Source organism: Lebetimonas sp. JS085 (assembly GCF_000523295.1).
In the GTDB taxonomy this organism is placed as follows: Bacteria; Campylobacterota; Campylobacteria; order Campylobacterales; family Nautiliaceae; genus Lebetimonas.
In genome coordinates, this window is sequence record NZ_ATHR01000001.1 from 402,944 (window position 1) to 425,529 (window position 22,586).

A 22,586-nucleotide genomic window follows, 5' to 3' on the forward strand; every position below is an offset into this window, starting at 1 on the left:
GGCTGCTTGAAAAGCGGCCATGATGAAAAGTATAAAGTGTAAAGGATAGGAAATGTTTGAATTTTTTTATAAAAGAGGTTACCTATTAACCGCGATAATTATAGGAATGTTTGTATTTGGGGTTTTAGGGCTTATTAAAATGCCAAAAAATCTTTTTCCTGATGCAAACAGACCTGAAGTTGTAATATTCACAACCGTCCCCGGTGCAACTCCAAGCGTAGTTGCAACAATGGTATCAAAACCTATTGAAGAAGAGATGGGAACGCTTAGTAATGTATATGAAATTAAATCCACAAATGTTCCAAATTTCTCAATAGTTCATGTTGTATTTGATTATAAAAAAGGACTCCAGGCAGCAGCAGTTGATGTAAATAATGCACTAAACCGTATAAAAGATAAATTACCACCAAATGCTACACCTGCAATATATTTAGTAGGAGATTTTACACTTCCTGTTGATGTATTTGCTTTGTATCCAAAAAACAATTCTATTAATTTAGCTGAAATTAGAAAAATAGCTGAAAGCTACATAAAACCAAAACTATTATCTTCTCCTAATATTGGAAATGTAGAAGTTTTTGGTGGATTTCAAAGCTCTATTATGATAAAACTTGACCCTAAAAAAATGAAAAAATATAACCTAACACTTGATAAAATAATAAATATTATTAGAGCTACAAATAAAGATTTGCCTATCGGTTTTATAAAAAGCAAAGACGGATTTTTAACTTTAAGTTTTTACGGTGAAAAAGATGATGTAAAAGAGCTAAAAGATAGCTTTATTTTACCAAATATTAAATTAAAAGATATAGCCGATATTAAATGGACGTATCAAACAAATAACAGCGGATATATAGGGGATGACAAACCATCAATTGCAATTTCAGTTCAGAGGGCTCCTGGCGGCAGTGTTCTTGATACAGCAATGGCCGCAAGGAAAATAATGAAACAAATTGAAAAAGAATATCCAAATATCGGTGTAAAAATAGCAGATACACAGGTAGAGCTTGTTGAAACCGCAAATACTAATATGCTAGAAGCTTTACGTGATGCAATTATTTACACACTTTTAGTATTACTCTTTTTCCTTGGAAATTTCAGGGCAATTATTGCAGCCGGTTTTTCAATTCCGATGGTATTTTTTGGAACAATTGCTTTTCTTTACCTAACGGGTCAGGGATTAAACATCGTAATTTACACCGCTATTATATTGGCCCTCGGAATGCTAACAGACGATGCGGTTGTTGTGCTTGAAAATATAGAAAGACACCTTGAAGAGAAAGAAAATTTAAAAGATGCCATTTATCACGGAACAAAAGAAGTTTTAAAGCCAATTTTTGCAGGAACAATTTCTACAATTGCAATTACATTTCCATTAATGTTTGTTGGAGGTTTCCCACAAAAAATATTCAGACCGTTAATTGAAACATTGATTATAGCGCTTCTTATCAGCTGGTTTTTATCTGTTACATTTATTCCAAAACTATCAATTCTTTTATATAAAAACGGATTTTCTAAAACAAAAATAGAACAATTTTTTGAAATGCTCTATCAAAAAACAATAGGTAAACTTATAATTCCTTATCTTGGAATTATTAAATTTTCAAACGGAAAATTTTATCCTCTTAGAAGAATGCTTATTATGGCGGCGGCAGTACTCACATTAATGATAAGCCTTAAAAACATTATGCCAACAATCGGAAGAGATGTTATGCCTCCAATGGATACAGGTATTATGAAAGTTAGCCTTGAATTTTCAAATAATATAAATGCAGATGAAACAAAAAAAAGATTGGCACCATTTTTTGCTTGGCTAGATAAACAACCTTGGCTTGAGAGAAGTTCAGTTTCAATCGGAACTGAAAAAGGTGTTTTATCTCTTGGCGGAGGAGGAGCTGGTAATAGTGTAAGTATGACTATTACCGCAGTTAACAGATTTGAGAGAAAAAAAACAATCTGGCAGCTTGAAGATAAAATTAGAAAACATTTAGCACAGCTTCAAGGTATTAAAAAATTAGCGGTATTTGATTTTGGAGCAACAGCACTTTCAACTATTAACGCACCACTTGATGTAGAAATTAGAAGTGAAAATTACGAAAACTTACCAGAAATTGCACACAAGGTAGAAAAACTGTTTTATCAAATAAAAGGTCTTACAACTATAAAAACAAGCTGGGACAGGGATATGCAGGAGGCTGTCATTAAAATTGACAAAAACAAAGCTTTAAGTTACGGAATAACGCCCCTTCAGGTAATTTCACAAATTGCTCTAAATGATAAAGTGGTAACCATAAACTCAGATCTCAGCAGTATGAATGTACAGTTTGTAAGAATTAGATTTAATAAAAATTATGAAAATCCTGAAAGTTTAAAATATTTACTAATCAGTACACCAAAAGGGGTTATTCCTCTAAAAGAAATAGCCGAAATTAAACCTAATTTTACATACAATAAAATTACAAGAGACGGATTACTCTACTCAATTGATGTGGAAGGATACAGAGCTAAAAGACCTGTCAGTAAAATTACAGCTAACGCTGATAATATATTACATAAAGCGGGAATCAAAAATTACGAACAGACCGGTGACATAAAAGAGATGAAAGATTCATTTTCAAGAATGATTAAAGCAATTGCTATTGGTATAATTGTATTAATTCTAACTTTAAGCGTAGTTTATGAATCATTTAGACTTGCATTTATTATGATTTTAGTATTACCTCTTTCTATGATTGGAGCTGCTTGGGGAATGCTGATTATGCATAAACCATCCTGTATGCCAAGTCTTGTTGGTATTTTACTTTTATTTGGTATTATTATTAAAAATGCGGTATTACTAATTGATTTTTACAAAGAGTATAAAAAAGAAGGAAATCGCCCATTTGAAGCTGCACTTCAAGCTATTAGAGTTAGATTTAGACCAGTTATGATGACTGCTTTTGGTACAATTGCCGGAATGATCCCTATTGCTCTTGAACAAGCCGTAGGGCTTGAGAGACTCTCACCTCTTGCAGATGTTGCAATTGGCGGACTTTTAATAGGAACTCTTCTTACACTTGTATATGTTCCAATGATTTCATACGCAACAGACCCCGATAATAAAAAAACAAATATATTTGAAAAAATAGAAGAAGAATTAGAAAAATAATTCTTCTTTTTCTTGCAGAATTAAAAAAAATGAGTTATAATTCGCTTACTAACTAGTAAGTAAGGAGAACAAAATGACAAAATACGCTACACCAAAAGGTCAAAAAGAAATTAGAATTTCACTTGAAAAGTTTAAAAAAGAATTCAATGAAGAAAATGCTGTATTAATTGATATAAGAATGCCTTTTGAGAAAAAAGTTTGGAATTTACCATTTGCAATTGATATTCCGGCAAATGAGCTTGAAAACAGACTAAACGAACTTCCAAAAGATAAACTTATTGTAACAGCATGTCCTGAAAACAGCAGAGCTGCTTTTGCAGCGGCTTTTCTAAAGGAAAAAGGATACAATGCAAAATTTTTAGAAGAAGGTCTGCTTGAACTTATGAAAGCTTTTAAAGGCGGAAAGGCAAAAGAGCTTAAAGTTGATTAATGCAAAATGCTTGTTATCCTCTAAATGAAGGAGAAATATTACACGAGGTTCATAAAGAGTGGCCTCTTTTTGTTTTGCATATTTACGGAAGTAAATTAGAAACTCTTAAAATTTCAAAAAGAATTATGTGTACTTTAAAACATCTGCCTTTGCGTTTACAGGTTTTTTACCATCACGATACTATGCAAGCAATTGAAGAAGGATGAGGAAATGACCCCTGCATTAAAATGAATGGAAAAATTCTGTTTGAAGGTTTAATTCAGGCAGAAGAAATAAAAGAAATTTTTGAAAAACTGTTAAAGGAAAGAAATGAATGAATTAATCTATTATGGAACTTATTTTATTTTAACTTTAATATTTTCCACAATATTTGCAACGGGAGGGGTCGGTTCGGCCATTGTTTTAGTACCCCTTTTTAATTCACTTGGACTTCCTTTAAATGTGGCAAAGGCTTTCGGGCTTTTTATAAATTCAATGAGCACAATTACTGCCAGTATTATGAACTTTTTAAGGGGAGTTCTTGATATAAGAGCCACTCTTCCTCTTGCAATTTCTTCAATTATAGGGGCGCCTATCGGCGCATATTCAAGCAAATTTATCCCGCCTGTTTATGTAAAAATTCTTCTGGCTTTATTTATTATATTAGCTGTATTTTTAATGTTTAAAAAGAAAAAAGTGGCCAAATTTCATTATACCAAACAGTGGGTAATGGTTGCTTTGGGTTTAAGTGTCGGGTTTTTATCCGGACTTATGGGAGTAGGTGGAGGGAGTTTAATTTTACCTGCTTTGATTTTACTCGGATTTGATGCAAAAGTGTCCGCTTATATGGTAAGTTTTGTCCTTCCGTTTTCAACGCTCAGCGGATTTTTTATGTACTTAAGCATTACACATATAGACTGGATTATGCTTTTAAATGTAAGTGCAGCCGCAATTTTAGGAGGATATTTAGGTGATAAAATAATGCATTACCGCTTAACTCCGCAGCAGGTTAAAAAACTGATTGCTATTATTTTAATTTTGCTGGATATAAAAATTATTTATTCCATTTTACATTATTATCATTTGGTTTAAGGAGAAAAAATGCATACACTTTTAGCAAAACTTGCAGACTGGCTGATAGAAAAAGAAGAAAAAGATGCTGAAAAATGTGATATTCCGGATGAAATAATAGACGAATGGCTTGAAATTTTAAAAAAAAGAAGAGAGCATATTCTAAAAGAAGCCGGAAAAGATTCGGAAGAATATGATATGATAAAAGAATTAATTAAAAAAGTTGAGCATATTAAACATTTAAGAGAAAAAAATGTGAAATTAAAAAATAAGACAATGATTAAATATAAATATCTAAAACTACATTGATAAAAATATTACCGCCAAGCCCTTTTTTGCTATACTTATAAAATATTACAAAAAAGGCATATTGGGTATACAATGAAAAAAATTAAAGAGCTTGAAAAATTTGAAAAGCCAAGAGAAAAACTTTTGGAAAAAGGGGCAAAGGCTCTTAAAGATTATGAGCTGGTTGCCGTATTGCTTGGAAGCGGTGTTAAAGGAAAAGATGTTATTAAACTTTCACGGGAAATTGTAAAAATTTTAAAAAATGACTTTGATGAAATCAACATAGAAAAACTTCTTCAAATCCACGGGCTTGGTATTGCAAAAGCCTCTCAGATAATAAGTGCAATAGAACTCTCAAAAAGATATCTTTTAAAACAATATAAAACTGTCACCTCAGCTAAAGATATTTATGAAGAACTGAAAGAATTCTATGATAAAAAACAGGAATATTTTATAGCGATCTATCTTGACGGGGCAAACAGGATTTGTGAAAAAAGAGTTATAACCATAGGCACGTTAAATCAAACTCTTATACATCCAAGAGAGGTGTTTGCACCTGCAGTTGAAAATAGATGTGCAAGTATTATTGTAGCGCATAACCATCCATCAGGAAATCTTACTCCAAGCAAAGAAGACATATTTATTACTCAAAAATTAAAACAAAGCGGCAAAATTCTCGGAATTGAACTGTTAGACCATATAATTTTTAGTAAAAATGGATTTATAAGTTTGCAACAAAAAGGAATTTTATAATGGCAAAGAAAAAAAACAGTGAAACTTTTGAGCAAAGCTTATGGAAAGCGGCCGATAAACTGAGGAAAAATATTGATGCGGCAGAATATAAGCATGTGGTTTTAGGGCTTATATTTTTACGCTACATATCAGAAGCATTTGAGGATTTGTATGAAAAACTCAAAAAAGGAGAAGGTGAATACGAAGGAGCAGACCCCGAAGATATAGACGAATACAAAGCCGAAAATGTCTTTTTTATTCCTCCTGAAGCCAGATGGAGCTATTTAAAAGAAAGAGCAAAAAATCCGGAAATAGGAAAGATAATAGATAATGCAATGGAACTTATAGAAAAAATTAACCCTTCTCTTAAAGGTGTTTTACCAAAGGTTTATGCAAGGGGGAATATTGACCCTATTGCTCTTGGGGGATTAATTGATTTATTTAGCAATATTGCAATAAACGAGGCAAAAGAAAAAACTTCAGATATTTTAGGGCATGTGTTTGAATATTTTTTAGGGGAATTTGCGCTTGCTGAAGGAAAAAAAGGCGGTCAATTCTATACTCCAAGAAGTGTTGTTGAGCTTTTAGTTGAGATGCTTGAACCATACCGTGGAAGAGTGTTTGACCCATGCTGTGGAAGTGGCGGGATGTTTGTGCAATCAGAAAAATTTGTGCAGGAACATCAAGGAAAAATCAACGATATATCCATTTACGGGCAGGAGAGCAACCAGACAACCTGGCGGCTTTGTAAAATGAATCTTGCAATTAGAGGTATTGACAGCTCACAGGTAAAATGGAATCCAGAAGGCTCTTTTCTAAACGATGCCCACAAAGACTTAAAGTCCGATTTTGTCATAGCAAATCCTCCCTTTAACGACAGCGACTGGAGCGGAGAGCTTTTAAGAAAAGATGCAAGATGGAAATATGGCGTGCCGCCTGCTGGCAACGCAAACTATGCATGGATTCAACACTTCATCTTTCACCTTGCACCTCATGGAAAAGCTGGCTTTGTCTTAGCAAAAGGAGCACTTACTACAAAACAGAGTGCAGAATATGAGATAAGAAAAAATATGATTGAAGATGATATTGTAGATTGTATTGTAAATTTACCTGCAAAACTATTTTTAAATACGCAAATTCCGGCATCTTTATGGTTTTTGAGAAAAAATAAAACTACAAGAAAAAAACAGATACTATTTATTGATGCAAGGGATATGGGCAAGCTTATCAACAGAAGACAGAGAATTTTAACCAAGGAAGATATTAAAAAAATAGCAGACACTTACCATAAATGGCAAAAAGAAGATAAAAACTATGAAGATATAAAAGGATTTTGCAAATCCGCTACCATTGAAGAGGTAAGAGAGCTTGATTATGTATTAACACCCGGGCGTTATGTGGGACTTGCCCAAGAAGAGGATGATTTTGATTTTGAAGAAAGGTTTAATAAATTAAAAGCCCAGTTTTTAGAGCAGTTAGCTGAAGAAGAGAAGCTCAATAAATTGATATTAGAGAATTTGGCAAAGATAGATATGAAGGGTAAAAGTGAAATTAGAAAAAATTTTAAAACAGCCGGAAAATAGAAAACTTGAATTTAAAGAAACTCTTCCTAATAAATCTGATTTATGCAAAACTGTTGTATCTTTTGCCAATGATGCCGGAGGTGAAATATATATAGGTATAAAAGATAATCCAAGAGAGGTAATTGGAGTGCCTGAAGAAGATTTATTAAAAATAGAAGAAATAATAAGCAATGTTATCCATGATAACTGCTATCCTCTTATTTTGCCTGAAATTTCATTTGTAAATCATAATGGAAAATATGTTGTTAAAATTAAAATTTACAAAGGTAATAACCCGCCTTATTATCTTAAAAGCAAAGGAAAAGAAAAAGGAACATATATTAGAGTCGGTTCTTCAAACAGGCTTGCTAATAACGATATGATAGAAGAGTTAGAAAGAGAAAAACAGGGCATTTCTTTTGATTCGCTTCCGGTATATTCAAAAACTATTGATGAATTGAATTTTTCTCTGTTTTCAAAACAGTTTGAACAAATCACAGGTGAAAAGCTCACCAAAACCATTTTAAAAAAATTAAATCTTATAATTTCAGACCAAAACAGAGAATTTCCCACAAATGCATTTTTACTGCTTTCTAATGATGAAATAAGAAATGTACGTTTTCCCTACGCAAAAATAGAATGCGCAAGATTTAAAGGAACAATACCCGGAGATTTTATAGACCAGAAGAGCATTAATGAGCCTATAAGTTTTCAGGCAGAAGAAGCATATAAATTTGTTCTTAGACACATTTCTCAAGGCTCAACATATGAGGGAGTTTATAGAAAAGACAGATGGGAATATCCAGTTATTGCAATTCGTGAAGCAATAAGAAATGCAGTTATTCATCGTGATTATTCTTTAACAGGAAAAGATATAAAAATTGCCATATTTGATGATAAGATTGAAATTACTAGTCCGGGTAAACTAATGCCCACTATCGATTTTGATGATATGGAATCTGGCCAGTCTGATATTAGAAACAGAGTGCTTGCTTTAGTCTTTAAAAAACTTGGAATAATAGAGCAGTGGGGAAATGGATTAAGATTGATTGCCAAAGAGTTAAAAAAATATCCTGAAATTAGGTTTGAGTGGAGCGAGCCCGGAATTTCATTTAGAATAACATTTAGAAAAGTAAACTACCGTCCAGAAACCCAAAAGAGTGTTTCAACAGAATCCGCGACCAATTACGACCGATTACGACCGATTGCGGACAATTACGAACGATTACGAACGATTACGAACGATTACGAACGATTAACATTGGAAGAAAAGAAGATATTACTTTATCTTTTAGATAATGGAAAAATCACGAGAAAGAAAGCAACTGAAATTCTTAATGTTCAAAACACTAAAGCATATGAAACATTAACATCATTAGTCGAAAAAAATCTTATTCAAAGGCAAGGGAAAGGTAGAAGCACTTATTATGTTTTAAAGAAGGATGAATTGTGAAGGGTGAAGGATGAAGGATGAAGGATGAAGGATGAAGGATGAAGGATGAAGGATGAAGGATGAAGGATGAAGGATGAAGGATGAAGGATGAAGGATAAAAAGGAGATTTAAGGGATGAGTGAAAAATTGCCTAATGGGTGGAAAAGGGTTAAGTTGGGAGAGGTTGCTGTATTTAATTACGGAAAATCTCTTCCTGAAAAAAATCGAATTAAAGGAAATATACCTGTTTACAGTTCTGCTGGTATTACTGGATGGCATAATGAAGCTTTAGTAAAATCAAAAGGAATTATTGTTGGTAGAAAAGGAACAATAGGGAAAGTTTATAAAGCAAAAGTTCCTTTTTATCCAATTGATACTTGTTATTATATTTTACCAAATGAAAATTACGATTTTGATTTTATGTATTATTTGCTCATTTATTTGAAGTTAGATGAATTAAATGAAGACAGTGCTGTTCCTGGTCTAAACAGAAACACAGCTTATTCTCAGGAAATTCTTCTCCCACCTCTCCCCGAACAAAAAGCCATAGCCTCTGTGCTTTCATCTCTTGACGATAAAATTGACCTACTTAACCGCCAAAACCAAACACTTGAAAAAATGACCGAGACACTTTTTAGAAAATGGTTTATAGAAGACGCAAAAGAGGATTGGGAAATAGTTTCATTAGAAGAAATTGCAGAAGTAAAAAATGGGTTTGCTTTTAAAAGTAAAGACTATGTTGAATATCAACCTGAACATTTAGAAGTATTAAAAATGGGACATATTGATAAAAATGGCGGATTAAAAACAAATCCAAAACATAATTATATTCCAAGAGATAAAAAATTTGAAAAATATATTCTTAATAAAGGAGATATTGTAATAGCAATGACTGATATGAAAGATAATGTTGTCATTTTAGGAGTACCAGCAATGGTTGATAAAAATAATCATTATGTTCTTAATCAGCGTGTAGCAAGAATATCCTTAAAAGATAATAAAAAATTAATAAATAATTATTTATTATATTTACAACTAAAAGATAAAGAAAATATAGCAATACTTCGTACTAAAGCTAATAGCGGAGTTCAAGTCAATTTGACAATTCAATCAATTAGAAATATTGATATAATCATACCACCTTTACCTCTCCAAATTGAAAAAGGAAAAATTATTGAAAAATTGTATAATAAAATTGAAATTAATAATAACCAAATCCGCACCCTTGAAAAATTGCGAGACATACTTTTACCAAAACTCATAAGCGGGGAAGTGAGGATGAAGGATGAAGGATGAAGGATGAAGGATGAAGAATGGAAGGATGAAGGATGAAGGATGAAGAATGAAAGGGAATATGAAAAAAGTTTTTGATATAAAAGATAGAACTTTCCAATATGCTCTAAAAGCAATTGAAATTTACAACAAATTACAATCTCAAAAAAATAGTGCAGGTTGGATTATTGGAAAACAGTATTTAAGGTCTGCAACAAGTATAGGTGCGAACATTCAAGAAGCCCAGTCAGGAGAAAGTAAAGCCGATTTTATACATAAATATAGCATTGCACAAAAAGAAGCAAGAGAGAGTTTATATTGGCTCAGATTATTAAAAACTTCCAAAATTTTACATAATAAAGATTTGGAATATCTTATAAAAGAAACAAATGAAGTAATATCTGTAATTACAAAAATTATCGTTAACACTAAAAAAGGTTTTAAAAATGATAAAAAACAATAATTTTCATACTTCAAAATTCAGCCTTCATAATTCAATTTCTGAAACAGAAATTGAAAACTTCACCATAGACCTTCTAAAATCCCAGGGATATGACTATCTTTACGGCGGGGATATTGCTCCAGATGGTGAAAATCCACTGAGAGAATCTTTTGAAAATGTGATTTTGTTTGAAAGATTAAGAAATGCCATAAGAAGATTTAATCCGGAATTGCCTCAAAGTGCCATTGATGATGCCATAAAACAGCTAACGGAAATTCATACACCAGATTTAATAACAAATAATGAAATTTTCCACAGAATGCTAACAGATGGTATAAAAGTTACATATCAAAAAGACGGTATTGAAAAAGGCGATATTGTTTGGCTTATTGATTTTAAAAATCCAGAAAATAACGATTTTTTAGTAGTAAATCAATTTACAGTTATAGAAAACCATAAAAACAAAAGGCCTGATATTGTAATATTTATAAACGGACTGCCGCTTATTGTGATGGAGCTAAAAAATCCAACAGATGAAAACGCCACTATAAAATCAGCCTATAACCAGCTTCAAACTTATAAAAAAACCATTCCCTCACTTTTTACATACAATGAAATTTTAATAATATCTGATGGACTTGAAGCAAAAATGGGGAGTTTATCTGCTGGGTATGATAGATTTATGACATGGAAAAGTGCTGATGGTAAAAAAGAAGCTTCACATTTGATAAGCCAGCTTGAAACACTGATATATGGACTTTTGAATAAAGAAACTCTTATTGATTACATAAGGTATTTTATACTTTTTGAAAAATCAAAAAAAGAAACTAACGGACAAATTACCATCCAGACTGTAAAAAAAATTGCGGCATATCATCAATATTATGCAGTAAATAAAGCCATTAAATCAACCCTTAGAGCGATTGGTCAAAATCAATGTTTTATAGTAAAAGAGCCGCCTGCAATGTATGGATTGCCCGATGTAAAAGAACAAAAAGAAGGAGACAAAAAAGCGGGTGTTGTCTGGCATACCCAGGGCTCTGGCAAATCTCTTTCTATGCTTTTTTATGCCGGAAAAATCATTCAGACTATTAATAACCCGACAATTGTGGTTATTACAGACAGAAACGACCTTGACGATCAGCTTTTTAACACTTTTGCTTCAGCTTCAAAACTCCTAAGGCAAGAGCCTGTGCAGGCAAAAAGCAGAGAGGAGTTAAAGAAGCTGTTAAAAGTAGAAAGCGGCGGCGTTGTATTTACAACAATTCATAAATTCTGGCCTGAAGAGGGAAATGTTTATGAAACTTTGTCTAATAGAGACAATATCATCGTAATTGTTGATGAAGCACACAGAACTCAATATGGTTTTAGAGGTAAAGTGGATAAAAAAAGCGGTGAGATAAAATACGGATTTGCAAAATATCTAAGAGATGCCCTCCCAAATGCAACTTATATCGCCTTTACGGGAACACCGATTGAAAAAACAGACAAAAACACACCAGCTGTATTTGGAAACTATATAGATATTTATGATATTGCAAATGCTGTTGAAGATGGAGCAACGGTGCCTATATATTATGAAAGCAGGCTTGTCAAGATAGATTTAACAGATGAAGGTAAAAAACTGATAGAAGAGTATGAGCAAGAGCTGGAAAACGGACTTAGCGAAGTTGAAAAAGCAAAAGCAAAATATTCTAAACTTGAAGCGTTGGTCGGGGCTAAGCCAAGAATAAAAGAAATAGCTAAAGATATTGTGAATCATTTTGAAAGCCGTCTTGAAGTAATGGATGGAAAAGGTATGATAGTTACCATGACTCGGCAAATTGCGGCAAACCTTTATGATGAAATCATCAAACTGCGCCCCGAGTGGCACAGTGATGAGCTAAAAAAAGGAAAAATAAAAGTTGTAATGACTACTTCATCGTCAGATGAGCCGAAAATTGCAAGATTTTATTTAACAAAAGAAGAAAGAAGAACGCTCGCTGAGAGATTTAAAGATCCAGAGGATGAGCTAAAACTTGTAATTGTTGTAGATATGTGGCTTACAGGCTTTGATGTGCCTTGCCTTCATACAATGTATATAGACAAACCTATGAAAGGCCATACTCTTATGCAGGCTATTGCAAGGGTAAACAGAGTTTATAAAGATAAAACAGGCGGACTTATAGTTGATTATATAGGAATTGCAAGCGATTTAAAGGAAGCTTTGTCTTTTTACAGTGACAGCGGTGGCAAAGGAGAGCCTGCAAAACTACAAGAGGAAGCCGTAAAAGTGATGCTTGAAAAATTAGAAGTTGTAAGGGATATGCTGTATGGGTTTGAATATCAAAGATATTTTAGTACTGATACGAAAGAGAGATTAAATATTATCCTTGAAGCTGAAGATTTTATACTTGGGCTTGAAAACGGCAAAAAAAGATTTGTTGATGCAGTTAGCGCATTATCAAAAGCATTTGCAATAGCCGTGCCGCATAAGGAAGCGATGAACATAAAAGATGAAGTGGCATTTTTTCAGGCTGTAAAGTCAAGACTTGTTAAATTTAATACTGACAATAATAATGGTTTTGACTATGAAACGGCAATCAAACAGATAGTAGATAAAGCGGTATCTTCAAACGGAGTTATTGATATATTTGATGCAGCGGGACTTAAAAAGCCGGATATTTCAATTTTATCCGACGAGTTTTTAGAAGAAATAAAAGGAATGAAGCATAAAAATTTAGCCATTGAAACATTAAAAAAACTTATTAATGATGAAATTAAAGGCAGGATAAAAGCCAATATTGTAAAAAGTAAAACTTTGAAAGAATCTTTAGAAGAGCTGGTAAGAAAATATAACAACAGACTCCTAACCGCCGCTGAGGTTATTGATGAGCTCATACATTTGGCAAAAGAAATAAAACAAAGCGATAAAGAACCGCAGGAGATGGGATTAACTCCTTATGAGTATGCATTTTACTGTGCGGTTGCGGAAAATGAGAGTGCAAGAGAGCTTATGGGAAAAGAAAAACTAAAAGAGCTTGCTGTGGTTTTATTTCAAAAAGTAAAACAAAACACTACAATAGACTGGGCTATAAGAGAAAGTGCAAGAGCAAAACTAAAAGTTATTATCAAAAGAACTTTGAGAAAATATGGATATCCACCAGATATGCAAAAACTTGCAACAAAGACCGTTTTAGAACAGGCCGAAGCTTTGGCAAATGAACTGGTGGAAGTATGCTGATTTTTTAAATTTAATAAAAAAACAATACAAAAGAAAATAAATATATTATAATTCTCAAAAAGGCCAAAATGAAAGATTTAATTCCCCTGATAGTTTCTTTATTAATAACTTTAATAATTTTAAATATTTTAAAACTCTCTTTTGTCCCGGGTTTTATTCTGGGAAGCATAACATGGTCGATTTTACATTATAATATTAAAAAATTTTTAAAAGGAAAATTATGAAACTGACACATATAAACGAAAAACATAATCCCAAAATGGTGGATGTGGGAGAAAAAAAAGTTACAAAAAGAGTGGCTACGGCAAGCGGTGAAATACATATGCAAAAAGAAACAAAAAAAGCTATTTTGGAAGAAAAAACAAAAAAAGGTGCGGTTTTGCAAACAGCAATAATAGCTGCAATTATGGGCGGTAAAAAAACAAGCGAATTAATTCCGATGTGTCATAATATTTTAATAGACGGAATAGATGTGGATGTAGAAGAAATTGAAAACGGGTTTAAACTAATTGCAACCGCAAAAACCACTTCAAAAACCGGTATTGAAATGGAAGCCCTAACTGCCGTAAGTATCGGGCTTCTTGCTATTTATGATATGGCAAAAGCAATAGACAGAAGTATGGAAATAACAAATATTCATTTAGATTATAAAGCCGGTGGAAAATCGGGGGAATTTAAAAGAAGTGAATAGTGAGTAGTGAGTAGTGAAAAGAGAAATATATATTACATGTTTTATTTTAGTGGGTGGAAAATCGAGCAGGTTCGGTGAGGATAAATCAAAACTTTTTTATAAAATTCAATTTGATAAATGTAAAAAAATATTTAAAAAGGTCTGTTTTGTGGCAAAAAACAAAAAATTTAAAAATTACCCTTTTTTTATAGAAAAATCTAAAATATACGCTCCAATTTTTGCTTTGGAAGAAATTATAAAAAAAGAAAAAAAAGTTTTTGTTTTAAGTGTTGACACCCCTTTAATATCTGAAAAATCAATAAAAAAGCTCCTTTTTTCACACGCTACAGCTTCACAAAATCCCTTAATCGGATATTATGATTATACAATGCTGCCGAAAATAAAAGAATCGATTAAAACAGATTTGAGACTTTTTAAAATAAATCCCAAAAAAATAAAAATTAACAATAAAGAATTAATTAATATAAATAAAAAAAGCGATTTAAAACTTATTCGTAAATTCTAAAAGGCAGATTTTTATATATTAAATTATTTATATTCCCTTCACTTACTCCGCTTAAATCAACATTTATTTTCAATTTTTTGGCTTTTTCTATCATATCCCCTATTTCCAAATCAAAACCGAACAAATTTATATATCTTTTAAAAGCCCTGATTATTTTTTCGTCAACTTTTTCACCTTTTAATTTTAAAGCCAAAAGATAAATAATCTGCTGTAAATACGCACTTTTTATTAAATTGGCGATTCTGAGGGAATATTCTTTAATTTTAAATAAATTCCCCACGGTATTTAAAATAGCTTCGATATCGCCTTTTGCGGCAAATTTTTCCGCAATTGCCAGTTTTTCTTTTATTTCGTTTTGAATCTCTTTAAAATCATTTACATCTTCCAAAAACGGATACATTTTTACATATTCAAAAATTGCGTGATAATCTTTTGATGCAAGCAGTCTTTGAAAATCCATCAAAATTTTTGCTTTATCTTTATATTCATCTGCTTTTTCTTCATATCCGGGGAAATTTTCCAAAATCCCGGCGTAAGATAAAACTTTTTTATAATCTCCGTCTTTTAATAAAATCTGAATATTCCGATCAAGTGTTTTAGCAAAATTTATTGCTCTTTTATACTCTTCTGTTTCTGTTAAAAACGGAAATCTTTTAACTAAAATAAAAAACTCTTTAAAATCTTTTTTTGCCAGTTTTTCTTTTAATAAATTATAGAGCTGCTTTTCATTAAAAAGAGCCTGAATTAACGGTGTTTTTTGAGAAACTCCCCTAAAAGGTTTTAATAAATCTCTTGCTTTTTCAATATTGTTTTCTTTTAACATTGCCTCTTTTGCCAAATCAAAAACTTTTTTCCAGTCGTCTTCCATTTTTTTATAATAAATTGTATCTTTAAATGAAGGATACTGATTGGCCAGAGAATATGCCAAAGGATATTTTAAGGTAAACACCGCATTTTTAAATTTGTCAAATTCCCTGAAATCCCTAAGCAAATTTTGTATGATAGCTCTTTTTACAGGGATATCCGCAAAAGGTTTAAAAAGCTCTTTTGCACTTTCGATATCACCTTTTTCCAAAAATTTATGAGCTATATTTAATGTTTTATTCCATTCGTTTTCAAGCAGCTTATATGCGTTTGTAGACTGTAAAAAAGGATTTTTGTTTATAAGCTCATAAGCCATAGAATATTTTTTGGAAGAAATTAACGACCTTAGTTCCCTCTCTTCTGAAAGTAAATCATAAATGTATATATCCCCATCGAGTGTTCCTACAAGCAGATAATTTTTATCTTTAATATATTCTATAGAACTTGGAGATGAAGGGAGTTTAATAAATTCATTTGTTATCAGTTCATAGTTTTCCAGAGAATATAAAGCCACTTTTTTATCAGTGGAAACAACAAAAAGAAACCTGCCATTTTTATCTATGCATAAATCAACAATCTGATCGGTCATATTGGGCAGCCTTTTTAAGACTTTTCCTTTTGCATAATTCCATACAATCAATTCCCCTGTTTTATCTCCGCTTATCATCTGTTGATTGGGGATAAATTTAAGCTTTGTAACAGCGCCTCTGTGTGATTTTTTTCTGAAAGACAAATCCATTGACGCAATGTTTGTAATAGTTATGCTTCTGTCATAACTTCCTGTGGCAGCCCACAAAGAATTCAGGCTGAAATCGGTTGAAAGTATATAATCGGCATGCGGAGGAAGTGCCCCTACCATTTTTCCGGTAGATATTGACCATAAATATGCCCTGCCGTCTTCTCCGCCTGTTAAAATATATTTTTCCTCTTTATCAAAACTTACGCTTAATACATTTCCTTTATGCCATCCAAGCAAAAAAAGCTGTTTTTTATTCTCTATATCCCAGACAGATGTTTTTTTCTTTCCGTCAACGGCAATCGCCAAATATTTGCCATTCTCAGAAATATCCACACCGTTTTCCAAAGGTCTATTTTTAGGAAGTTTTATCCTAAATCCTCCAACAAGTTTATAATCTTCAATAGAATATATTCTTAATGTATTTTCTTCATCCACCACACAGAATTTACTGTTTCCAATATATTTAATCTTATTTATAGCTGTTTTTATAACCAGTCTTTTTATTGCTTCCAAAACCCATCCTTTAAAATTATGCTAATATTTTAACAAAAAAGGCAATTTATGACCACACTTACAATTATTGACACATTCGGATTTTTATTTAGAAATTTTTACGCCCTGCCTCCGCTTAAAAGCAAAAAAGGCATTCCTACAGGAATGATTACAGGATTTATGAATTTTATAGCAAGCCTCGGGCGTGATTTTCCAACCGATTATGTGGTATTTACACTCGATTCAAAAGAAAAAGAAACTTTTAGAAAAGAACTTTATAAAGATTATAAGGCAAACCGTCCGGAAGCACCTGAGGAACTTAAAGCCCAGCTTCCGATTGCCATAGATTTAATTAAGGAAATGGGTTTTAAGATGATAGAAAAACCCGGATTTGAAAGTGACGATTTAATTGCAAGCTTAGCCAAAACAGCAGCTAAAAACGGGATAAAAGTAAAAATAGTAAGCCATGATAAGGATATGTATCAGTTGATTGACGATGATAAAATAGTGATTTTTGACCCAATTAAAAAAACAGAAATAAACGAAGTTGAATGTTTTAAAAAATTCGGGGTTTATCCAAAAGATTTTAAAGATTTTCAGGCATTAGTCGGAGATTCAAGCGATAATGTCCCCGGAGTCAGAGGAATAGGAGTAAAAACAGCCTCAAAACTCATAAACGAATATCATACGCTTGAAAATATATACGCCTATATTGATGAAATAAAAGGGGCTGTAAAAAAAAGACTCCTTGATGGAAAAGAGAGTGCATTTTTAAGTAGAAAGCTTGTAACCTTAAAAACAGATTTGTTTGAAAATATAAATTTAGAAGAATTTAAATACCCTGAAATAAACCCTGTTTTGAAAGTGGCCGACAAACTTATAGATCTTGATATTCAAAGCATAGTGGACAGAGTAAAAAAAGACGGCCTTTTTGTTAAAACTAAAGCACCCGAGATAAAAAGAATTGAATTTAACGCCGTTTTAATAGAAAATGAAAAAGAGCTCTTTGAGATGATTGATTCAATTAAAGATGAAATTGTGGCATTCGATACAGAAACCGATTCTCTTGAAAATCCCAATATAGTCGGATTCAGTTTTGCCTTTAGGGAAAATGAGGCCTATTATGTGCCTGTGAATCATAATTATCTTGGGGTTACCAAACAGATACCCGAAAATAAAGCAATTGAAGCGATTAAAAAATTATTATCCAAAAAAATAATAGGGCACAATTTAAAATTTGATTTTAAAATGTTGAGAAAATACGGAATTGACACCCCCGCCCCGTTTGCCGACACAATGATTCTTGCCTGGATAATTGACCCCGATTCTCCGGTAGGGCTTGACAGTGTTGCGAAAAGATATCTTGAGCATACAAATATAAAATTTAAGGAAGTTGTGGGAAAAAATCAAAATTTCTCAAATATAGACATCCAAAGTGCCTGCAAATATGCCGCCGAAGATGCTTTTATAACATTAAAACTGTATCATAAACTAAAAGAAAAATTATGGAAAGAAGTTAAATGGGATTTGGAAGAAATTGAGTGGCAATTTATAAATTTGTTAATTGATATGGAAAACGAGGGGATAAAACTTGATATAGAATATATGAATAAACTCCAGAAAAAAATAACCGAAAAATTAGACTCCCTTACCAAAGAGATTTATTCTCTTGCGGGAAGCGAATTTAATATAAAAAGTCCTAAACAGCTTGGATACATACTTTTTGAAACCTTGAAACTTCCTGCAAAAAGAAAAACAAAAACCGGATTTTCCACCGATGAAAAAGTGTTAAAATCATTAAAATCCGCTCATCCTATAATAGAAAAACTGCTTGAATACAGAAAATTTGACAAATTACTTTCAACATATATAATACCGCTGAGCGAGCATGCAAAAAAAGACAAATTCCATAAAATTTACACCAATTTTCTTCAGACAGGAACATCCACGGGAAGACTTTCAAGCAAAAATCCAAATCTTCAAAACATCCCGACATCAACCGAAATAAACATAAGAAACGCTTTTTATACAGATAAGCTTTTTGTAAGCCTTGATTATTCCCAAATTGAACTTAGACTCCTTGCACATTTCAGTGAAGATTCTTCAATGATAAAAGCTTTTTTGGAAAATGCCGACATACACCAGAAAACAGCCGATATTATAGGAACCACAAGAAGTATTGCAAAATCTATAAATTTCGGTCTAATCTACGGAATGGGGCCTAAAAAGCTCAGTGAAACCATAAATGTTTCCATAAAAGAGGCAAAAGAATTTATAGAAAAATATTTTTCATCATTCCCTACAGTAAAAGATTTTCTGGAAAAAATCAAAATAAATGCAAGGGATAATGGATTCGTGGAAACACTTTTTAAAAGAAGAAGATTTTTCGATTTTGCAAGTGCAAACGCGCGGACATTGGCAATGTTTGAAAGAGAAGCGGTTAATACAATTTTTCAGGGAAGTGCGGCAGATATTATTAAAAAAGCAATGCTTGATATTAAAAATTTTAACCCAAGTGCAAAAATGATTCTTCAAATCCACGACGAACTTATTTTTGAAATAGAAGATGAAAGTGAAGCCGAAGAATATAAAAAAATAATGGAAAATGTTGTAAAACTAAAAGTACCTTTAAAAGTAGGAATTAGTTTTGGAAAAAGGTGGGGGGAGCTTAAATGAATGTAAAATGGATAATGAAAAATGGGAAATTAATATTTTTACTGTTTTTAATATTTTTTACCGCTTGTAGCGAAAAGCAGATAAATATTTATGCAGTTGCAAAACCCAATGAAATACAAAACGAAAAAATAAGATTTATAAAAATAGATAAAATTCAAAATGACAAAACAGACCTTAAAGACAAAATTATTCAAAAAATAAAAGTTGTTAATAATATAAAACCAGACTATTTTCATATAAATCCAACAAATTACAAATCTGTTTTGAGCGGAACAGAAAAAATAAACAAAAATGATATTTTTTATTACAAAAAAGTAAAAATAATCTATAAAAACAACAGATGTAAAGTAACCCTTTATCCCTGTAGGGAAATAGGAGGCAGATTTTTCTGCAACTATTCAAACCCGATTCATTATTCTTTAAAAAATTTTAAAAATATCAGAAAAAACAGCTATCAAAACGGTAATTATATTTTAATTAATAACTTTATTTATAAAGAACGGATATATTGTAAATCTGAATTTACCACAATAAAATGCGAAAAAAAAGAAATTACTCTTAAAACCAAATTAAACATAAAAGATAAAAACAGTAATTTACTTTTTTCAAAAACCTATAAAAAATTATCAATAGACGACGCGTGTCAAAATATAAAAGAAATTTACCCAAATGAAACAAAAGAATATAAAGCATATTTAGATTTTAATCAAAAAGCCATCACCCTTGCATATGATACAGCCTCTAATTTTATAGAAGATATAGCCCCCCATTATATTACTTTCAGTGCAAAATTATTTGACAATGCGGATATAAGTATGAAACATTTTGATAAAAAAACATTTGAAAATATTATAGATACAATAAACAAAAACCCGTCCGAAACAAAAAATTTATTAAATAAAATGCAAAAACTTTCAATTAAATACCCAAAAAGCTGTGTTATAAAATACGATTTGGCCGTTATGTATTTGAAAATAAAAAATTTCAAAAAAGCAAAAAATTTATTAATAAATCTAAATAATTGCAATGAAGATATTCAAAAAGAAAGGGATAGATTATTCAATATTTTACAAAAGGTTTATTTCTGATAACCTCAATCCCCATTTTCAAGCACTTAAGTGAAAATCTAAATGGAGGTGTTTTTGCAATATATTTGCAATAATTTTCGCCAAATTTTTTAATAGCTTCGCTCTCTTCCACAAACAAAATAAACATAGCCCCTAAAAATACAAGCCAGCCTGAAAATAAAATAGCAATTAATTTAGAGCTTAAAAAAGCAACTCCTACCATCAAAAACATATTTCCGAACTGCCCGGGATGTCTCATACAGCTGAAAATTCCAATATTAACAAATTTATCCGGAGGGGAAAATTTTTCTGATTTTTCCTTATGCCCGTAAAGTTTTAGTGTTCTTCCTGCAATCGAATTTAAGACAACGGCATAAATTATAAACAAAACCCCTAAAATTTCTAAAAACAGATTTTTTTCAATTAATCTCGGGGCAAAAAAGCAAACTCCTAAATCGGCTAAAAACAAAACTATCCAGTATGTAAATCTTTTTTTCATTTTTCACTTTCTATTTTTGCAATTTCAACATAATCTTTCGGCAACTCTTTTTTAGGTTTAATCCCCGCTTTGTCTTTTAATCTGCTGATTTGTGAAATTACATTTCCCCTTCCGGTAATCAGTTTGTTTTTTGCGCTTTCAAAAGATTTGCCGGCTTTGTCTATTGAGTCTCCCACTTTTTCAAAATCTTCTATAAAACCTCTTATTTTATCGTATAAGTTTTCGGCAGATTTAACAACTTCGGCAATGTTTTTTGCCTGTTTTTCGTATCTCCAGGAAACTTCAATACTTCTAAGAGCAGCCAAAAGGGTAGTAGGAGATGTTAAAATTATCCTTTTTTTAAATGCATATTCAAATAAACCCGGCTCATTTTCAAGTGCCAGCATCAAAGCCCCTTCAATCGGTACAAACATTAAAATAAAATCAAGTGAATTATGATTTAGGGATTCATATTTTTTTTCGGCCAGTGTGTCAATGTGTCTTTTTACCGAAATCAGATGATTTTTAAGCGCTTCTTCTTTTCCCCCAACATATTCGTCATATGCATTTAAAGAGACTTTTGAATCTATTATGACAATTCTTTCATTTGGAAGATATACCACCACATCCGGTCTTAATATTTTATTTCCGTCTTTAAACACCACTTCCCTTTTAAACTCTTCCCCTTCCCTTAAACCGCTCATTTCAAGTATTCTCTCAAGCACAACCTCACCCCAGTTTCCAACCTTTTTAACATCCCCTTTTAAGGCTTTTGTCAGATTATTTGCATCCTGGCTTAGCTGCTGGTTTAATTCTTTCAAATTCTTAAGTTCATTAAAAAGTGAAGATATGTTTTTAATTTCACTTTCATACAGTTTATTTACTCTTTCTTTAAAATCTTTTAAATTATTGTTAAGAGGATTTAATATATTTTCAAAATTTTTAATACCGTCGTTTGAAAGTTTTTTGGCATTTTCTTCTAAAATTTTATTTGCAACATTTTCAAAAGCCGTTTTTAACTCTTCTTCGCTTTTTTTGATAATTGAGAGTTTTTCTTCGTAAGCTTTTTGCTCTTCATTTAGCTTTGTCTGAAGTTCTTTTATTAACGCTTTGTCTTTTTGGTTTTCTTTCAAAAGAGCGTCATATTTTTCTTTTATCTCTTCCAAAAACGAAAGTTTTTCACTGAAAGCCGATTTTTCTTCAGAAAGTCTGTTTTTTTCGTTTCTTAATTTTTCATATTCTGTTTTTAGATTTTCATATTCTTTTATTTTTTCTTCTAAATTTTCAATCTCTTTTTGCATAACGGCTGCCTGAGCCATATGATTTTGAAAATTCTCTTTTGTTTGTCCGTATATTTTATTCAATTCTTCAAACTCGGCTTTGACTTTTTCATTTTCCGATTTTGTTTTATTCATCACATAATACATAAAGCCTATAGCCACAAAAGCTAAAACAACAATTAAAATAACAATTAAATAAATTTCTTTCATCCCGT

General features: G+C 31.6%; 19 protein-coding genes. 16 read left to right on the forward strand and 3 right to left on the reverse strand.

Annotated elements, in window-relative coordinates; translation table 11 throughout:
• Window positions 1–52: 52 nt before the first annotated feature.
• The 14 genes from DZ68_RS0102185 (at window position 53) to DZ68_RS0102250 (ending at window position 14,775) form a co-directional block, all read left to right on the forward strand.
• Window positions 53–3,148 carry an efflux RND transporter permease subunit gene (locus tag DZ68_RS0102185; protein ID WP_024790643.1) on the forward strand — a complete coding sequence of 1,032 codons (3,096 nt, stop codon included), beginning with the start codon at window positions 53–55 and terminating at the stop codon, window positions 3,146–3,148.
• 73 nt (window positions 3,149–3,221) lie between these two features.
• Entirely contained in the window at window positions 3,222–3,578 is a 357-nt protein-coding gene (locus DZ68_RS0102190; protein WP_024790644.1) for a rhodanese-like domain-containing protein, read from the forward strand.
• Complete coding sequence (locus DZ68_RS09880; protein ID WP_051428156.1) at window positions 3,578–3,784, forward strand: hypothetical protein; 207 nt, start codon at window positions 3,578–3,580, stop codon at window positions 3,782–3,784. Before DZ68_RS0102190 ends, DZ68_RS09880 begins: the two co-directional genes overlap by 1 nt.
• A 103-nt stretch (window positions 3,785–3,887) precedes the next feature.
• Window positions 3,888–4,649: a sulfite exporter TauE/SafE family protein gene (locus DZ68_RS0102200; protein WP_024790645.1), complete on the forward strand. Its 762-nt coding sequence runs from the start codon at window positions 3,888–3,890 to the stop codon at window positions 4,647–4,649.
• A gap of 9 nt (window positions 4,650–4,658) precedes the next feature.
• On the forward strand, window positions 4,659–4,937 hold the full coding sequence (locus DZ68_RS0102205) for a hypothetical protein (RefSeq protein WP_024790646.1): 279 nt from the start codon (window positions 4,659–4,661) through the stop codon (window positions 4,935–4,937).
• Between the two features lie 72 nt (window positions 4,938–5,009).
• Entirely contained in the window at window positions 5,010–5,669 is a 660-nt protein-coding gene (gene radC, locus DZ68_RS0102210) for a DNA repair protein RadC (protein ID WP_024787052.1), read from the forward strand.
• Window positions 5,669–7,231: a class I SAM-dependent DNA methyltransferase gene (locus DZ68_RS0102215; protein ID WP_024790647.1), complete on the forward strand. Its 1,563-nt coding sequence runs from the start codon at window positions 5,669–5,671 to the stop codon at window positions 7,229–7,231. Before radC ends, DZ68_RS0102215 begins: the two co-directional genes overlap by 1 nt.
• Window positions 7,194–8,663: an RNA-binding domain-containing protein gene (locus tag DZ68_RS0102220; protein ID WP_024790648.1), complete on the forward strand. Its 1,470-nt coding sequence runs from the start codon at window positions 7,194–7,196 to the stop codon at window positions 8,661–8,663. Before DZ68_RS0102215 ends, DZ68_RS0102220 begins: the two co-directional genes overlap by 38 nt.
• A 114-nt stretch (window positions 8,664–8,777) precedes the next feature.
• Entirely contained in the window at window positions 8,778–9,938 is a 1,161-nt protein-coding gene (locus DZ68_RS0102225) for a restriction endonuclease subunit S (protein ID WP_024790649.1), read from the forward strand.
• A 46-nt stretch (window positions 9,939–9,984) separates the two neighbouring features.
• Entirely contained in the window at window positions 9,985–10,377 is a 393-nt protein-coding gene (locus DZ68_RS0102230) for a four helix bundle protein (RefSeq protein WP_201767405.1), read from the forward strand.
• Window positions 10,361–13,579, forward strand: a complete 3,219-nt coding sequence (locus DZ68_RS0102235; protein WP_051428159.1) for a type I restriction endonuclease subunit R — start codon at window positions 10,361–10,363, stop codon at window positions 13,577–13,579. The genes DZ68_RS0102230 and DZ68_RS0102235 overlap by 17 nt, the downstream gene beginning before the upstream one ends.
• A 68-nt stretch (window positions 13,580–13,647) precedes the next feature.
• On the forward strand, window positions 13,648–13,803 hold the full coding sequence (locus DZ68_RS10710; RefSeq protein WP_156919562.1) for a hypothetical protein: 156 nt from the start codon (window positions 13,648–13,650) through the stop codon (window positions 13,801–13,803).
• Complete coding sequence (gene moaC, locus DZ68_RS0102245; RefSeq protein ID WP_024787057.1) at window positions 13,800–14,270, forward strand: cyclic pyranopterin monophosphate synthase MoaC; 471 nt, start codon at window positions 13,800–13,802, stop codon at window positions 14,268–14,270. The genes DZ68_RS10710 and moaC overlap by 4 nt, the downstream gene beginning before the upstream one ends.
• A 13-nt stretch (window positions 14,271–14,283) precedes the next feature.
• Window positions 14,284–14,775, forward strand: a complete 492-nt coding sequence (locus tag DZ68_RS0102250; RefSeq protein ID WP_024787058.1) for an NTP transferase domain-containing protein — start codon at window positions 14,284–14,286, stop codon at window positions 14,773–14,775.
• Here DZ68_RS0102250 and DZ68_RS0102255 read toward each other — a convergent pair.
• Window positions 14,759–16,891, reverse strand: a complete 2,133-nt coding sequence (locus DZ68_RS0102255) for a WD40 repeat domain-containing protein (RefSeq protein WP_024790651.1) — start codon at window positions 16,889–16,891, stop codon at window positions 14,759–14,761. The genes DZ68_RS0102250 and DZ68_RS0102255 overlap by 17 nt on opposite strands.
• 48 nt (window positions 16,892–16,939) lie before the next feature.
• Here DZ68_RS0102255 and polA point away from each other — a divergent pair, with 48 nt between their 5' ends.
• Window positions 16,940–19,546 carry a DNA polymerase I gene (gene polA, locus DZ68_RS0102260; RefSeq protein ID WP_024787060.1) on the forward strand — a complete coding sequence of 869 codons (2,607 nt, stop codon included), beginning with the start codon at window positions 16,940–16,942 and terminating at the stop codon, window positions 19,544–19,546.
• Complete coding sequence (locus DZ68_RS0102265; RefSeq protein ID WP_024787061.1) at window positions 19,543–20,634, forward strand: hypothetical protein; 1,092 nt, start codon at window positions 19,543–19,545, stop codon at window positions 20,632–20,634. The genes polA and DZ68_RS0102265 overlap by 4 nt, the downstream gene beginning before the upstream one ends.
• Here the strand turns inward: DZ68_RS0102265 and DZ68_RS0102270 are convergent.
• Both DZ68_RS0102270 and rmuC read right to left on the reverse strand, forming a co-directional pair.
• Window positions 20,606–21,112: an isoprenylcysteine carboxylmethyltransferase family protein gene (locus DZ68_RS0102270; protein ID WP_024787062.1), complete on the reverse strand. Its 507-nt coding sequence runs from the start codon at window positions 21,110–21,112 to the stop codon at window positions 20,606–20,608. The genes DZ68_RS0102265 and DZ68_RS0102270 overlap by 29 nt on opposite strands.
• Window positions 21,109–22,581 (reverse strand): DNA recombination protein RmuC, encoded by a 1,473-nt coding sequence (gene rmuC, locus DZ68_RS09885; protein WP_051428162.1) that lies wholly within the window; start codon window positions 22,579–22,581, stop codon window positions 21,109–21,111. Before rmuC ends, DZ68_RS0102270 begins: the two co-directional genes overlap by 4 nt.
• Between the last annotated feature and the right edge of the window lie 5 nt (window positions 22,582–22,586).